General features: G+C 38.1%; 12 protein-coding genes. 9 read left to right on the top strand and 3 right to left on the bottom strand.

Annotation, left to right across the window (positions count from 1 at the left end; all coding sequences use genetic code 11):
• Window positions 1-14: 14 nt before the first annotated feature.
• The 3 genes from NGC85_RS08680 to NGC85_RS08670 all read right to left on the bottom strand — a co-directional run bounded on the left by NGC85_RS08680 (window position 15) and on the right by NGC85_RS08670 (window position 3,411).
• A complete protein-coding gene (locus tag NGC85_RS08680) occupies window positions 15-1,301 on the bottom strand; it encodes an acyl-CoA dehydrogenase family protein (protein ID WP_254805572.1) in 1,287 nt (428 codons plus the stop codon).
• A 236-nt stretch (window positions 1,302-1,537) separates the two neighbouring features.
• Window positions 1,538-2,911 (bottom strand): AarF/ABC1/UbiB kinase family protein, encoded by a 1,374-nt coding sequence (locus tag NGC85_RS08675; RefSeq protein ID WP_254730277.1) that lies wholly within the window; start codon window positions 2,909-2,911, stop codon window positions 1,538-1,540.
• A 194-nt stretch (window positions 2,912-3,105) separates the two neighbouring features.
• Window positions 3,106-3,411: a hypothetical protein gene (locus tag NGC85_RS08670; protein ID WP_005053907.1), complete on the bottom strand. Its 306-nt coding sequence runs from the start codon at window positions 3,409-3,411 to the stop codon at window positions 3,106-3,108.
• A gap of 160 nt (window positions 3,412-3,571) precedes the next feature.
• On the opposite strand from NGC85_RS08670, the gene ybaK reads away from it, so the two are divergent.
• From ybaK to NGC85_RS08625, 9 genes are all read left to right on the top strand, one after another.
• Window positions 3,572-4,039, top strand: a complete 468-nt coding sequence (gene ybaK, locus NGC85_RS08665) for a Cys-tRNA(Pro) deacylase (protein WP_254730273.1) — start codon at window positions 3,572-3,574, stop codon at window positions 4,037-4,039.
• A gap of 315 nt (window positions 4,040-4,354) precedes the next feature.
• Window positions 4,355-6,139 carry an IucA/IucC family siderophore biosynthesis protein gene (locus NGC85_RS08660; protein WP_254730270.1) on the top strand — a complete coding sequence of 595 codons (1,785 nt, stop codon included), beginning with the start codon at window positions 4,355-4,357 and terminating at the stop codon, window positions 6,137-6,139.
• Complete coding sequence (acbB, locus tag NGC85_RS08655; protein WP_254730267.1) at window positions 6,132-7,613, top strand: acinetoferrin biosynthesis monooxygenase AcbB; 1,482 nt, start codon at window positions 6,132-6,134, stop codon at window positions 7,611-7,613. The genes NGC85_RS08660 and acbB overlap by 8 nt, the downstream gene beginning before the upstream one ends.
• Window positions 7,610-9,427: an acinetoferrin biosynthesis protein AcbC gene (gene acbC, locus NGC85_RS08650; RefSeq protein ID WP_254730264.1), complete on the top strand. Its 1,818-nt coding sequence runs from the start codon at window positions 7,610-7,612 to the stop codon at window positions 9,425-9,427. The genes acbB and acbC overlap by 4 nt, the downstream gene beginning before the upstream one ends.
• 27 nt (window positions 9,428-9,454) lie before the next feature.
• Window positions 9,455-10,093, top strand: a complete 639-nt coding sequence (gene acbD, locus NGC85_RS08645) for an acinetoferrin biosynthesis acetyltransferase AcbD (RefSeq protein ID WP_254730261.1) — start codon at window positions 9,455-9,457, stop codon at window positions 10,091-10,093.
• On the top strand, window positions 10,090-10,461 hold the full coding sequence (actB, locus tag NGC85_RS08640; RefSeq protein ID WP_254730258.1) for a protein ActB: 372 nt from the start codon (window positions 10,090-10,092) through the stop codon (window positions 10,459-10,461). The genes acbD and actB overlap by 4 nt, the downstream gene beginning before the upstream one ends.
• Window positions 10,458-11,693 (top strand): putative ferric acinetoferrin MFS transporter permease subunit ActC, encoded by a 1,236-nt coding sequence (gene actC, locus NGC85_RS08635; RefSeq protein WP_254730255.1) that lies wholly within the window; start codon window positions 10,458-10,460, stop codon window positions 11,691-11,693. The genes actB and actC overlap by 4 nt, the downstream gene beginning before the upstream one ends.
• A gap of 9 nt (window positions 11,694-11,702) precedes the next feature.
• Window positions 11,703-13,964, top strand: a complete 2,262-nt coding sequence (locus NGC85_RS08630) for a TonB-dependent receptor (RefSeq protein WP_254730252.1) — start codon at window positions 11,703-11,705, stop codon at window positions 13,962-13,964.
• 25 nt (window positions 13,965-13,989) lie between these two features.
• Window positions 13,990-15,249: an MFS transporter gene (locus NGC85_RS08625; RefSeq protein ID WP_302885504.1), complete on the top strand. Its 1,260-nt coding sequence runs from the start codon at window positions 13,990-13,992 to the stop codon at window positions 15,247-15,249.
• The last annotated feature ends 103 nt before the right edge of the window (window positions 15,250-15,352 follow it).

Raw genomic sequence — 15,352 nt, 5'->3', positions numbered from 1 at the left:
ATTATGCTCCAAATTTACGCATGTAGACCAGAATGTAAAATTGCTGTTGCACGTAGATCACGATACCAACGCTCTACAGGATGCTCTTTGGTAAAACCATGACCACCTAATATTTGCACGCCATCCGTACCAATTTTCATTGATTTTTCAGCACAAAGCAGACGTGCGAGATAAGCTTCTCGATGGAAAGGTTTACCTGCTTCAGCCAAACTTGCCGCATTCAATACAAGCATGCGCATTGCATCAATTTCAATCGCCATATCAGCAATCATGAATGCAACACTTTGACGATGAGAAATCGGTTCACCAAAAGCTGTGCGTTCATTGGCGTATTTAATACAGTAAGCTTTAATTGCTTCACATGTACCTACTGCCATGGCACACCACATCAAATTACCCAAATCAACGAATGCACTATAATTAAAATCAGCATCACCTAAACGTAATGCAGGCGTTTGATTAAACTGAAGAGTTGCTGTTTCAGCTGCTTTTAAACCCATTGCAGGATTATTTTTAATTGAAATACTTTCGTTTGATTGCACAACAAAAATATCAGGCTGACCATTAAATTCAGCGCTTACAAGGAATACATCTGCTGTATCTCCTAAAATAACCAAGGTCTTTTCGCCTGTAATTTGGAATTGACCATTATTTTCTGTTGCTTTAGTTTTTAACTGAAATGGATTAAATGCTGGGGTTGCCTCTTGGAAGGCAAAGCTTGCAGTCACATCTGTATCTTCGGCAAAGCAAGGTAAATACATCGATTGAACTTGCGTTGAGCCCCAACGAGTAATGGCATTGATGACGCTGAAGGTACTCAGTAATCCAGCTGTTAGGCTGAAATCACCTTTAGCTAAGCTTTCAGCAATTAAGATATTACTCACAATATTTTGCTCAGCCGCAACACCACCAAGTGCTTCTGGAAGGGCATAATAATTTAAGCCCAAGTCAACTAGGTGCTGCCATAATTCTTCTGGGAATTGTGCATTGTGATCTGCATCATGTGCTAAAGCATATAAGACCTCTTGAGCAAATTGAGACATTGCATCAGCAGTCATTTGCTGTTCTTCAGTCAAACTTAGATCAAATAAGTTTTTATTGGTTTGATTCGGAAGACGTTGTTTATCAATAGGTTGTGGTTTGAAAGCTTTTTGAGTAGTTGTCAGTACTTTAAAACCCGTTTTTGAACCTTGATACAGTGATTTTTCAACAAATTTTCTTAATTTAAGTTGGTCAAGCACTTCGCTTCCTGCAATTTTTGTGATCAAAGATAGCCCGAAACCTTGAGCCTTATTCATCATATTCGACATGACTTTATCCTAGAGGATGGTTGTAAATTTATGCTGACATGCTCTAGATAAAAAAACTATGTCTTCTTTGACATGCTGATTTGAGAAAGATAAAGGGTAAATAATGTATATAATTTAATGTATATTTATGATTTATATGGTTTTAAAAAAATGAAAATAAAATCTAAATAAAAAAAATTGACCAAAATGACAATTCAAATTGGTCAAAATGACTTTGCCTATATTGTTTAGGCAAACTGACGAATCATTTTACGTACATTTGTCTTTGCTTCAATGACAGTCATAAAGGTATAAGCACCTATAAATTTGCGGCTAATAAACATAAATTCTTTAGGTGGAACAGAGAAGTAGCGAGAAGCCATAGATTGAGCAGCTTGTTGCATTACACGACTATGCAGTTGGCTTTTTTTCCAATCATAGCGATCTTGTTCATCCATAACACCACTGGGAATATCTGGATTATTACTTGGGCAGCTAAATGCTTCTGTTGCAATAAGAAATACATCTGCCATACCAGGTTTAATACTTTCTGGCATACCATCAAAAAACTCATACCCAGTCATGGCTTTGACCATTGCATTTTTATCATGATCATAACCCGCATGAATCAAATTACGAGCAACTGTGAGCAAATTATTATCAAACTGGCGAATTGCACCAAAGTCTAAGAGTACAATTTTATCTTTTAAATCTTCACCATTACCCAAACGCACAAGATAATTACCAAAGTTCGGATCAGTTTGCATCTCACCCCATTCGAATAATTCACGAACAGCGATTTCTAAAGAAGCTTCGCCCAATTGATTTCTTCGTTCTTGAGGAAGTGAGAGCATAACAGGACTATTGATCGGAACACCACGTTCAAAGGTCATGCAAAGTACTTTATCAGCGCAAAACTCTTCAACTATTTCAGGTACAACATAGCGAGGATCATCTTTTAATCGTTCGGCAAAACGACGTGTGGTTGCAGCTTCAATTCCATAGTCAACTTCACGATGCATCATTTCACGGACTTCATCAAACCATTGATCAAATTCACGAGTTTGCGGCACCATACGGGTGAGTTTTAACATGTTCTTAAATAGATTCATGTCTGAATCAATAGCTTCGGCAACACCTGGGTACTGAATTTTTAGTACCAGCTCTAAACCATCTGACTTACGTGTTGCACGATGAACTTGAGCAAGCGAAGCTGTACCAATCGGCTCATGATCAATTGTAAGTTCATCAAGTTTTGCACCTAATTGTTCTTGTAGATGTGTTTTGATGCCTGGCCAAGCTAAGGCTACGGTCTGGTTATTCAGTGTATTTAAAGCTTGTGTTATTTCTTCAGGTAAGAAATGTTCGCCGTATAAAGCCATCATTTGACCAATCTTCACAATTGAGCCTTTTAGTTTCCCAATTTCAGAAACTAAATAATGCGCTTGTTCAGCCATAACTTTTTTACGTTTTTTCTCTTTTTCAGCTTCACTAGAAAAAATTGAAGTGGCGCTTGCAGTAGCCCAACGTGTTCCAGCGAGTAAAGATGCTTTTGCAATAGATAAGCGACGATCCACAGAGGAGGTTTTGAGATTCTTAAGCTTATCGTTCTGATCTGACATGAAAGAAAAATCCTATGCTGAAACCGGAGAGTAGAAAGCCGAGACTTAAATTGTAGCGAATATTACAGCTTTTGAACGTATTAAAATAGTTCAATCGCTTGAATTATCTGTCTAAATTTGTGCAATGGGGCGGTTGTGTGAAAATAGCCTAAGTAAATATTTCCTAATTAGTTGATATTTACAATACATTTGTCCTAAATTTTAAATTGGATCTTCAATGCAGATTTTCTCATTAACGCAGCTCTGTTGCTATGAATAAATTTCACTAACATTTGTTTGACCTGATTGTGATGAAAACCGACGGCATAAGCTTTGACAACAATAATACTGGGGAGTGTAAAGAAAAAATACTTGGTGTCTTCTAAAGTCGCATCCTTAAAAATACCTTCAGCAACCAATATTTCTCTCAAAAACTGCTTTTCAGCTTGTATGGTACTTGATGCTTCATCATCCCAATAATTTTGGCGCATCGCCATTAAATTATTATGCTTATAACTCATATAGGAATTTAGCCTTTAACTTTCACCTTTAGTCTTTATATAAGGCTTTAAGGATAATTATCAAGAATACAATTCAAAATAGCCTAAGCAAATTGAAAATATTTTTTTTAAAATGGTACACTTATCTCACTTAAAAACATCTATTGAAATAAGTTATAACATGACACCAGCTTGTAAATTATTGGAAAAAAATAAAATAGCATTCTCAATTCATGAATATGAACATGATGCTAACGCAAAAAGTTTTGGGTTAGAAGCGGCTGAAAAACTAAATCTGCGAGTAGAAGAAGTTTTCAAAACGTTGATGGTCGTAGATGATAAAAATTATTTTATTGCGATTTTACCTGTAAACCACCAACTCAATTTAAAGAAGGTTGCAGCAGCGGTAGGATGTAAGAAATTACAAATGGCAAATCCTAAAGATGCTGAACGTTTGACTGGTTATTTAGTTGGTGGAATTAGTCCATTAGGTCAGAAGAAACGGCTTAAAACCGTTATTGATTCGACTGCGCAAACATTTAATAAAATATATGTCAGTGGTGGGAAAAGAGGGCTAGATATTGGTTTAGATCCAAATGATCTAGCAAAGTTATTAAATGCAACTTTTGCTGATTTATTAGATGGTTAAGTGATATCTCTAGGGTCAAGAGAGTATGGATTAATCTTTTAATCTACTAAAACAATAAAATTAAACAATATAATTAGAATATATAATAATGAGAATTATTATCTTTTGTATCTATAGTTATCTATTTTTTATCTTAAACGTTAAAAATCAATATTTTAATTAATTTTGCACGCCGCAAATTTGTAATTGCTATTATAAATGATAATTATTATCATTCATTTATTCTTGTGTACAGCCGTTGCTGTATTTGAGAAGTGTTTAGAGCTTAAACATTCGAAAAAAAATTAACTCTCTCTATATAGAGGATACCGACAGATGCAATCACTTGCCAATCGGTTGGCGATACAACATTTCGTCAACGCATATACGCAAGAAACTGGCAAAGGTCACTTGCTTAATAAAACACAGCAAACTCCGCAACAAAAAGCGTTTAGCCAAGGTTTGACGCTATTATCTATTCCGATTAATTCTATTCATGCTCAATGTGATATCCCATTATCTTATGTCAGTCGAGTTGGACGACATCGTGTAGCCAATCTCCCTCAAATTACAATCGCAGGTCAACCAAAATCATTCAGCCCAGTTGCAGTCGTTGGGCTATTACTTGAAGAACTGGTTTCTGAATCACCTTTATCTTTAGATGCGGCATCTTTGGTAGAGAAGTGGATTCAAAGCCGTGAAGCACTGAAACAGTTTTTAATACAACGTGAAGCTGATTTTGATGATTTGGTTAAAGCTGGTCAAAGCTTTATTGAAACTGAACAGGCATTGATTTTGGGGCATAGCATGCACCCAGCGCCGAAAAGTAGAACAGGTTTTGTGCATGAGGATTGGCTAAAGTTTTCACCTGAACACAAAGGTAAGACACAACTTCATTATTGGCTAGTGCACCAAGATTATATTGCAGAAGGTAGTGCGACTGATGAACCTATTTCAGCGCAATTAAAAACGGCATTACAGTGGTATTTATCTGAAAATGATCTCAATCTAGTTAAAACCTATAGCGAATATAAATTACTCCCATTACATCCTTGGCAAGCTCGCTATTTACAGAGTAAATCTTGGTTTGAACGATTGAAGCAAACAGGGCAATTGATTGATTTAGGTTTACGTGGCTGGCAATTCTCTCCAACAACATCCATTCGTACATTGGCAAGCTTCAACGCACCGTGGATGGTCAAACCATCTCTTTCTGTGATGATTACCAATTCTATTCGAGTGAATTTAGCCAAAGAATGTCATCGTGGTGAATTAACACATCGTCTTTGGCACAGTGAGTTTGGGCAAAATATTCTTAAACAGTGTCCAAGTCTAAAGGCAGTCAATGACCCCGCCTGGATCGCCTTAAAAATTGATGATGAAATGATTAATGAAAGTATCTGCATTTTTAGAGATCAGCCTTTCCATCCTCAACAGCAAGTCACTTGTATTGCATCCTTGTGTCAGGATCATCCAAGCAAATCTTTAAATCGTTTTAACGCATTATTTGCCAAAATTTCAAAAGCTCATCCTGAGATGGATTTTTCAGAGATTGCTTTAGATTGGTTTAATCGTTTCCTCGAAGTCAGTTTGCAGCCTTTGATGTATTTATACCATCATTTCGGTATGGCATTTGAGTCACATCAACAAAATGTATTATTGGAACTCGAAAATCATTTTCCTAAAACTTTATGGCTACGTGATAACCAAGGTTTTTATTATATTGAAGAGTTTGCGACTGAAATTCTGCAAGCGCTACCTGAACTGAAAGAAAAAGCCTTTGCGGTGGGTCCGAAAGATTTTGTGGATGAACGTTTTAGTTATTATTTCTTCGGCAATACTTTGTTTGGGATTATTAATGCCATCGGTGCAACAGGCTATATCACTGAAGATGAATTGTTAGCGCGTTTAACTGAATTTTTAGAAGAACAATTACAACAATATCCTGATAGCACCTTATTGCAAGGATTACTGTTCAATTCAACTCTGCCTTATAAGGGTAACTTGCTGACACGTTTGCATGAGTTAGACGAATTGATCGCGCCTGTAGAAAATCAGTCTGTTTACGTGCAACTGCCAAATCCGCTGCGTATTTCACAGAAGGATGTCAGTTATGCTTGATTTTATTGGAGTTGGTTTAGGGCCTTTTAATTTAAGTCTTGCTAGTTTGCTACAAAACAAAAGCTCACTCAATTACGTGTTTTTTGAGCAAAAGGCGCAATTTGATTGGCATGCAGGTATGCAACTACCTAATACGGTATTACAAGTGCCATTCATGGCAGATTTGGTCTCGATGGTTGATCCAACCAGTCCATTTAGTTTTTTGAATTATCTGCGTCATCAGCAACGTTTGTATAAGTTTTACTTTTTAGAGCAGCCACATATTCCACGTTGTGAATACAACCACTATTGCCAATGGGTTGCAGAACAACTTGATTGTATCGAATACCAGTCGCAGGTTCTAAAGATTGAACCTCAAACGATAGGTTTTAAAGTAGTCGTTGAATCAAACGGTGTTCAGCAAAGTTATTTATGCCGTCATTTGGTGGTTGGAAGCGGCAATGTGCCTTATTTGCCTGAATGTTTGGCAAAAATTCAGAAAATCCATCCACAACAATGTCTGCATTCAGCACAGTATATGACGCATGCCGATACAGATTTACATGGCGATGTGGTCGTACTTGGTTCTGGACAATCTGCAGCTGAAGTATTTATCGACTTATTTGATGAACAGCAAGATACTTTCAATCATCAGTTTGATTTGCATTGGTTTACGCGCTCTCAGGGTTTCTTCCCGATGGAGTATGCGCCATTAGGTTTGGAACATTTTAGTCCAGATTATGCTCAGCATTTTTATGATTTGACTGTGCAGCAAAAGGAACAGCAGTTAAAGCAACAAGCCTTGTTATACAAGGGAATTAGCGCAAAAACCATTCGTGAGATTTATCAGAAACTTTATCATCGCAGTATTGCAGGTCAAAGCTTACAGACACATTTACATAGTCAATGTGATTTGAAAGATGCAGAAGCATTGGATACACAAAAAATCCGACTGCATTTCCAGCATCGTGCTACAGCTCAGTCTTTTCATCTCGACTGTGATTTTCTTGTAGCCGCAACGGGTTATTTCACACCTGATTTTGGTTTTATGCAGTTGCTCAAGCCATACATCGAGTTTGATCATAAACAGCGTTGGCAGATTACAGACGACTATCGTGTTGTACATCGGCTGAATGGTCATATCTTTGTTCAAAATCAAGAAATGCATAGTCATGGTGTCGGCACGCCTGATTTAGGTCTTGGTGCTTATCGTGCAGCAACGATCATTAATCAACTGCTTGCTGAGCCTCTTTATGAATTAGGCAATCAAGCGCAGACATTCCAACACTTTAATCTCTCTCAAAATCCAAAAATTTGTATGGCAGACGACAAAGCACAATCAAAAGAGTGCGTTTGTGAAAATTCTGCCAATAAAAACCATTCAATTTTCAAGAAAACAGAACAGAACGTGATGACAACGCACCCTAATCGTCGTGGTGCTAATACACGGACACAAACTGCTTCTGTACATTCAACTTATGAGAAACTGATATGAACTTTGCAACTTTAAAAATTAATCAGCAGCAATGGCGTGCCGCAGGGCAACGTCTTATTGAAATGGCGATTGCAGAGTTTCTATATGAAGAAATTATTGAAGTTAAAGCATTGTCAGCAGGGCATTATCGCTTAGATTTAGGCAAACGTCAGTATGAGTTTCAAGGACATCAATATCTACTCGGACACTGGAATATTCAGGAAGCTTCAGTACGTGATGTGACTCATAGTCAGGAAAATGATCAACCTGCTTGGAACTTACATGAGTTCATTGTCGCAATGTCTGACAGTTCTAATGTTAAGCCATTTACCAAAGCGTATTTGATCAAAGAAATGAACAATACTTGGCTGGCAGAAGCACATTTGTTCAATGAAACACGTTTGCCAAGCACAGCGGTTTTGACTGAGCCTCATTACAAAGTTGAAGGCATGCTACGAGGTCATCCTTGGCTCATCATGAGTAAGGGGCGTATGGGTTTTGGTTATGATGATTATCTTAGCTCAGCGCCAGAACTTTCTCCTGAAGTTAAAGTGTTGTGGTTAGCCGTACATCGTGATTTAGCAGAGTATCGAAGTACTGAAGATTGGAGTGCATGTGGTTTATATCAACATGAATTTGATGCCAATGAACTACAGCAGTTCATGAATATTCTCCAAGAAAAAAATCTAGACCCACAAAATTATTTTTTGATTCCTGTACATGCGTGGCAATGGCACCAATGGCTCGTGCCAACTTATGCCAATGAAATTGTTGATCAGAAAATCATTGAGCTGAATATCAGCCAAGATAGTTATGTACCAATGCAATCCATTCGTACATTATGCAATACATCAAATCTACAACGTCATTACATTAAGCTGCCAGTCAGTATTTTTAATACTGCTGTTTATCGTGGATTACCCTCAAAACGTAATCTTGCTGCTCCAGCAGTGACCGCATGGTTAAAACAGATTCATCAACAAGATCAAGACTTACAAAATACAGGTGTGATTTTCTTGGGTGAGGTTGCAACTTTAACCATTCACCAGCCATGTTTTGACCGCATTGACGGCGCACCATATCAATTTAAAGAGCTGTTCGGTTGTTTGTGGCGTGAAAGTGTTGATCGCTATGTTGATTCATCACAACAAGTTCTCTCGCAAGCAGCTTTATTACATCGTGATATTTCTGGTCAATCTATCCTGAGTGTGCTGATCAAAGCATCAGGATTGAGTCCTTTAGCTTGGTTAACTCAATTTGCTCAAGTGTGCATGAGTCCATTGTTACTTTGCTTGTATCGCTATGGTTTGGCATTTTCACCACACGGTGAGAACACAATGTTGGTACATGAAAATGGTGTGCCGAAAGCCATCGTATTAAAAGACTTCATTGATGACATCAATTTAGTGGATGAGGATTTTCCTGAGTTAGCTCAGTTACCATCTGAAGCAGATTTATTACTCCGTCACGAAGCGATAGATTTAAGTCATTTCATTTTCACAGGTCTGTTTATGGTGCATTACCGTTATATCTGTAATGTGTTCTTGCAAGACTATCCTGAATATTCAGAGCTTGATTTCTGGCAGACCATTTCCAACACGATTGTTGAATTTAACCACAAACATCCAGAACTGGCTGAACGTGCTGATAAATTCGCCATGCTGCGTCCAAGTTACACCAAAATTTGTCTAAACCGTGTACGTCTATTTACCACAAGTTATAACGATGAAGCAGAGCGTCCTGTGCCTGTCTTTCTTGATCCCATTGCAAATCCAGTTAGCCCAGAAACATTGAAAACGTGGGCACAGCAACTTCGCCAAGCGAAAGTGGGCTAATTTTATTCGTCATTTTATAGGTTCGATATGAAAACAATCTCTCAGCAATTACCCGATTATTATGAATACTTTGAGGATGGAACTCAGTACTACTTACGCCAAGTGCAATATCCGCAGGATATTCCTTTATTACACAAATGGATGCATGAACCACATGTGATTCCACAGTGGCAGTTAAATAAATCGGAACTGGAGTTACAAGTTTACTTCGACAAAATGCTTGCAGACGACCATCACCGTTTATTGATCGTTGGAATTGATGGCAAAGATGTGGGCTATACCGAGATCTATGAAGGTAAGCGTGATCGTTTAGGTCGTTATTACGAAGGTGATGACAATGATTTGGGATGGCATTTACTGTTTGGTGATAAATCCGTTTTCGGTAAAGGTTTTTTACGCCCAACCATTCGTTTACTCAGCTTCTATATTTTTGAACATTCTAAAGCCAAAAAAATCGTAGGTGAACCAGACCATACCGTTAAACCTTATGCGGCAGTCGTGGCAGAGCTTTGCTATGAAACACAACGTTTAATACCGATGCCTGAAAAAACTGCAATGTTGTATTACTGCTTCAGAGAAACTTTCTATAACAAGTTTGGGGAATATTACCAAACATCACAACAACAGCTAGCAGAAAAGCCAGCCAAACTTCTGAGTGTTACATGAGCTTATATATCAATGAAATGCATATCTTGGACATGCGCTTTGCAGCGCAAGTCTCGGTGGCAGAATTTGAACAATGGTTGATACGGATTCAGCATTATTTTGAACATCAGCGAAATTTCGTGTTAATCATGCAAACCGATGTAAATACTGAATTTCCTGAAGAATATAGGGCGATCCAAGGCAAGTGGTATAAGCAATATAAACAAGATTTTTACCAATATTGCTTAGGTTTTGCTCGTATTGCTCAGGATGACGAAGATCGTATTCGATTGGATACACCAGCTCTGCACAAAGCTTGGCATGTTCCATATTTTGTGAGTGTGGATAAAACTGAAGCCATGCAATGGGCGATGCAGAGGTATCTATGAATCAAAATTCATTAAATATTCAGAAAGTCTCAGCCTTGAGCCTGACTGTCGTGGTGGTTTTATACCTCGCGCATGCCTTACCACTGTATTTTTATAACGTCGCATTACCTGCGATTCTGCGCCATCAAGGTGTAGATTTACGTTGGATTGGCATGTTGTCGCTGCTTTATATTCCTTGGGCATTCAAGTTCTTTTGGGCACCGCTTATCGACCGTTTTTATTTCAGAAAACTCGGTAAACGTAAAACTTGGCTTTTGTTTACGCAAATAGCTTTGGTGTTGGGGGTCGTTGCTTTGGCACTTACCCAATTCGATTACGGTCTTGGTGTATTTGTTATTGTCGGTTTATGGATTTCAACTTTCGCTGCAACGCAAGATATTGCCATTGATGGCTATACGGTCGAAACCTTTTCAGAATCTGAGTATCGACTAGGCAGTATGGCGCAAAGTATAGGCGTTGCGCTTGGCAGTATGGTGGGTGGAGCAGCAACTTTATGGCTGTATCAGCTTTATGGTTGGCAAACTGCACTGATTTCCTTAGCCGCAATGACAGCATTGACGATGTTGGCTATTTCCCAAATTAAAGAAAAATCAAATGTAGAGAAAATCTCAAAACAGCCGCCAAGTCTGATCCGTGCATTTAAACGTCCAGAAATGTTATGGGCATTAGCTTTGATCGTGTGTTATCGCTTCGTTGAAGCACCTGCAATGGCAATGCTGAATCCGATGCTGATTGATCAAAAGTGGTCTTTGGCTGAGATTGGTGTGCTGATGTCTGTGATTGGCGCGGGTATTGGATTACTAGCAGCTGTTTCTGCTGCATTTTTATTAAAAAAAATAGCTGCAACACAATTGCTGATCTGGGCTGGTTGGGCACGGACTTTGATTTATGCCTTGTTGGGCACTGCTGTTTTGCTCAGTTGGTTTGACCAGTGGCATAGATTACTTGGCGTATTTGTAGTGGTTATTCTTGCCATTCGTTATATCGCGATGACAGCGTTATATGCACATTTCATGCAGACCAGTTCTAAAGATCAAGCTGGTACTGATTTTACGATTTTAGTTTGCTTCGAACTATTGGTTTATTTCATTGGCGGTGCAGTCTCAGGTTTCTTAGCCAAAGCATTTGGTTATGGAAACTTCTATCTCATTCTCGCTGCTGCATCCATTTTAAGCGTTTTACTCAGTCAAGTTTTGATTTCTAAAGCAAAACAATCGAAACAACTTATCTAGGGGCTACTTATGAAAGTTCATACACTTTCGACAACATTAACACTTCTAAGCTTGGCAGTAAGTGCCCAGCTTTATGCTCAAACAACTGAGATCGATACCACGATTCAAAATAATGTCGCGGCAGAAGTTCAAAAACCAACACAACTTGCGCCAATTGTTGTGACAGCAACTCGTTCAGCACAAAGTATCGCTGAGATAGCAGGTACTGTTCAATCAATTGAACAGAAACAGATTGAACAGCAAGCAGCTGCTGGACGAAAAGTTGCAGATATTTTAGCTCAATTAGTTCCATCACTTAGCCCAAGTAGTGGAACAACCACTAATTACGGTCAAACGATGCGTGGTCGTCAGGTGCTTGTACTTATTGATGGAGTTGCACAAACAGGTTCACGTGATGCGGCTCGCCAACTAAATAGTATTAGCCCTGATTCAATTGAAAAAATTGAGGTGGTTTCAGGTGCAAGTAGTATTTACGGTTCCGGTTCAACAGGCGGTATTATTAATATCATCACAAAGAAAGGGACTGGTGATGGTGTAAATTTTGAATCAAAACTTGGCGTGACTTCTGGGGATAATTTTAAAAATGATGCACTAGCTTATGAAGCTTATCAATCAGTTGGGTTTAATCAAGGTGATTGGAGTGGTTTCTTAGGGGCAGGCTATACCAAACGTGGTGAAATCCAAGACAGCCATGGTAATCGCATTGGACCAGAGATTGCACAAACGGATCGCCAAGATACAGAAACGGTTGATGTAAATGGTCGTTTAAGCTGGAAATTTGCTGATACCCAAAAAATAAGTTTAGGGGCGCAGTATTACGATGACAAACAAGATTCAGAGTATGGGCCTGATTATGGTCCTGATTATGCTGTGTTTGAGAAACGTAACAAACCAAGTTTAAATGCATTAAAAGGCTTTGAAATAGATGATCAACCGTTTACCAAACGTTATGCAGTCAATGCACAATACCAAAATACGGATTTATTAGGTCAAGAACTTAATGTTGAAGCGTATTATCGCAATGAAAAAGCAAGATTTTATCCAACTGTTTTAAGTAACTTTATGCCATTTGGTTATTATCTAGCCTATCAATCGGAATCTGATATTGACGTTACTGGTGTTCGTGCTGCGATGACATCAAAACTAAATCTTGCCGATCGTGATTTAAAACTGACTTATGGTATTGATTATGACCATGAGAAAGATAAGCAAGTTGCTGATTTATATAGCATGACTGATAATGGTTTGAAATATAATAATACAGGGCGGAGTTATGACTTTGGCCCAGATGCAACCATTAAAAACTTAGGTGCATTTGTTCAAGGGAATTATGATTTAACAGATGCATTCAATATGCAGGCAGGCATTCGATATCAACGTATTGAAAGTGATACCACAGCATTCAAACCAACTGTTGCAGCTATCCAAGGAGATATCACAGGTCAACCTGTAGGTATAGTCGCAGCAGGTTCAGTTAAACATGATAAAACTTTATTTAATTTAGGTGCAGTTTATAAGTTAAATGATCAGCAACAAGTATTTGCGAATTTCTCCCAAGGGTTTAGTTTGCCTGATATTCAACGTGTACTACGTGATGTTTCAGCAGGTTATGTTGTTCGTTCAGGCAATGTTGATCCAATTACTGTGAATAATTATGAACTCGGTTGGAGATTGCAAAACGATTTAGGTGCAAATTTAGGTTTAACAACTTTCTATAATACATCGGATAAGGTTATTCAATTTAAAGCAGACCGTTCAGTTACAGTCGCAGATACAGATCAACGGATTTACGGCGTTGAAGCAAATGCAAGTATGCCTATTTTAGATCAATTCAGTGTGGGTGGAACACTTGCCTATACTAGAGGTCAATTTAAAGATGCTGCGGGATCATGGCGAGAACTTAATGCCTTACAAGTTTCTCCAGTTAAAGGTACATTGTTTGGTGAGTGGAATGATGATAAAGGGAATGGTTTAAGAGTCCAGATGCTAGCCGTAAAAGGTACTAATAAAGCATATGAAGATTCTTTAGTTGCGAAATATGATACCAATGTTAGTCCAAATGCTGCAACGAAAATCAAGGGCTATGCAGTTATGGATGTGATTGCCAATACAAAAGCAGGTCCAGGTACTGTGGGTTTTGGTGTCTATAATGTTTGGAATACAGAATATAAAACTGTATTTAGCCAAGCAGCAGAAGTAGTTTATGGTGCTATATCTAGCTTACCTGCTCAAGGTCGTACCTATGGTTTGAGCTACACTCTCAAATACTAATCTTATCCAAAAGGCATCTTTTCAGATGCCTTTTCTTTTGATGAAGTCCATGATGAACAATCATTTAAAATTTTTAGCTTTGGCTGCTTTAATTAATGGAACTTGTTTTTCCATGATTCTTCCTTTACTGGCACCTTTGACTCGACAGCTACATTTATCCGAATTCCAAGGTGGAGTCATCGTTTCAGCAGGAGCGATCTGTATGGCTATCGCTTCAATATGGATTGCAAAGAACAAAAGTAATCAATCTCCACAAAATTTAGTGAATTATGGTTTTATGGGAATGACCATCACATGGGCACTTTTTACTTTCATACTGGCTTTGGGCTTAGATGCAATTTTGCCTTCAGTATTGATTTTCATTTTGTTGGTTTTAAGTCGTGCTTCGACTGGCATTTTTATGGCAATGCCACAAATCGGTCTGCAAAGTTATGTCATGACTGAATCAACTGAAACAACTACTCGTAGTAAGAATATGGCATTTTTTGGTGCGATGAACAGTTTTGGCATGATTGTCGGACCTTTGGCGACTTCGTTATTATTGTATGGTGGACTATTATTTCCAATGTGGTTCTCGGTCGTTTTACTGGCTTTAGTCAGTTTGGCACTCTTCATTTTTTTTAAGAAAACGGCTGATATAAGATCCGATGCAAATAAGGTATTAGAACAAAATTCAAATACAGTTTTGAATCAGCAAAATATTATCAAGCAGAGTTTAATTTGGTTGGCTTTAGGCTTTTCTACTTATGTTGCAATTGTGACATTAAACATGACTGCTGGATTTTACATCCAAGATAAATTCTTTCTGAGTAGTCAGCAAAGCGCAGTGTATTTTGCTCAATGTATGGTTATTGTTGGTATCTGTCTGGTGGTGACACAGCTGCTGATCGTAAAAGTGATTAAGCTGCAACTACATAGTCTTGTATTAATTGGCATTTTGACTATGTGCTTTGGGTTGTTACTATCACTATATGCGCAAAACATTGTGGTTTTTCAAGCCAGTTATATTTTCTATGGTGTTTCAGTGGCATGCTTATTACCAGCATTTACAACAGGCGCAGCACAAGCAGTTACGAAAGATTCACAAGTTAAAATGGCAGGATATTGCACTGCAACTCAAGCTTTTGGTTTGATTTTTGGTCCTCTAGTTAGCACTTATTTATATCAATTTGATCAAAATCTACCTTTCTATTTTTTATTCGCTTTAATGATATTGGTCGGGATATGTATAGGGTGGGTTTTAGTCAGAAAGGAAGAAGAAATGAGTTCTTTTGTCGAAGATTAAACGCTTAATATGATCAAGAATAACCCATATATTCTTTTAAAAAGCAAGAAAACTTACATAACTACATCTTAGGACGTAAATATAGATGGCTGTTTGATCATTT

Origin of the sequence: Acinetobacter sp. Z1 (assembly GCF_024296945.1) — a bacterium.
Taxonomy (GTDB): Bacteria; Pseudomonadota; Gammaproteobacteria; order Pseudomonadales; family Moraxellaceae; genus Acinetobacter; species Acinetobacter beijerinckii.
Note: the sequence above shows the minus strand (reverse complement) of the source record. Positions and strands in the feature narration are given on the sequence as shown.

Bases quoted from the DNA above. Each gene is read 5' to 3' on its own strand.
- actB (WP_254730258.1), top strand. From the start codon at position 10,090: ATGAGCTTATATATCAATGAAATGCATATCTTGGACATGCGCTTTGCA.
- ybaK (WP_254730273.1), top strand. From the start codon at position 3,572: ATGACACCAGCTTGTAAATTATTGGAAAAAAATAAAATAGCATTCTCA.
- NGC85_RS08630 (WP_254730252.1), top strand. From the start codon at position 11,703: ATGAAAGTTCATACACTTTCGACAACATTAACACTTCTAAGCTTGGCA.
- NGC85_RS08675 (WP_254730277.1), bottom strand. From the start codon at position 2,911: ATGTCAGATCAGAACGATAAGCTTAAGAATCTCAAAACCTCCTCTGTG.
- acbB (WP_254730267.1), top strand. From the start codon at position 6,132: ATGCTTGATTTTATTGGAGTTGGTTTAGGGCCTTTTAATTTAAGTCTT.
- acbC (WP_254730264.1), top strand. From the start codon at position 7,610: ATGAACTTTGCAACTTTAAAAATTAATCAGCAGCAATGGCGTGCCGCA.
- actC (WP_254730255.1), top strand. From the start codon at position 10,458: ATGAATCAAAATTCATTAAATATTCAGAAAGTCTCAGCCTTGAGCCTG.
- NGC85_RS08680 (WP_254805572.1), bottom strand. From the start codon at position 1,301: ATGATGAATAAGGCTCAAGGTTTCGGGCTATCTTTGATCACAAAAATT.
- NGC85_RS08670 (WP_005053907.1), bottom strand. From the start codon at position 3,411: ATGAGTTATAAGCATAATAATTTAATGGCGATGCGCCAAAATTATTGG.
- NGC85_RS08660 (WP_254730270.1), top strand. From the start codon at position 4,355: ATGCAATCACTTGCCAATCGGTTGGCGATACAACATTTCGTCAACGCA.
- acbD (WP_254730261.1), top strand. From the start codon at position 9,455: ATGAAAACAATCTCTCAGCAATTACCCGATTATTATGAATACTTTGAG.
- NGC85_RS08625 (WP_302885504.1), top strand. From the start codon at position 13,990: ATGCCTTTTCTTTTGATGAAGTCCATGATGAACAATCATTTAAAATTT.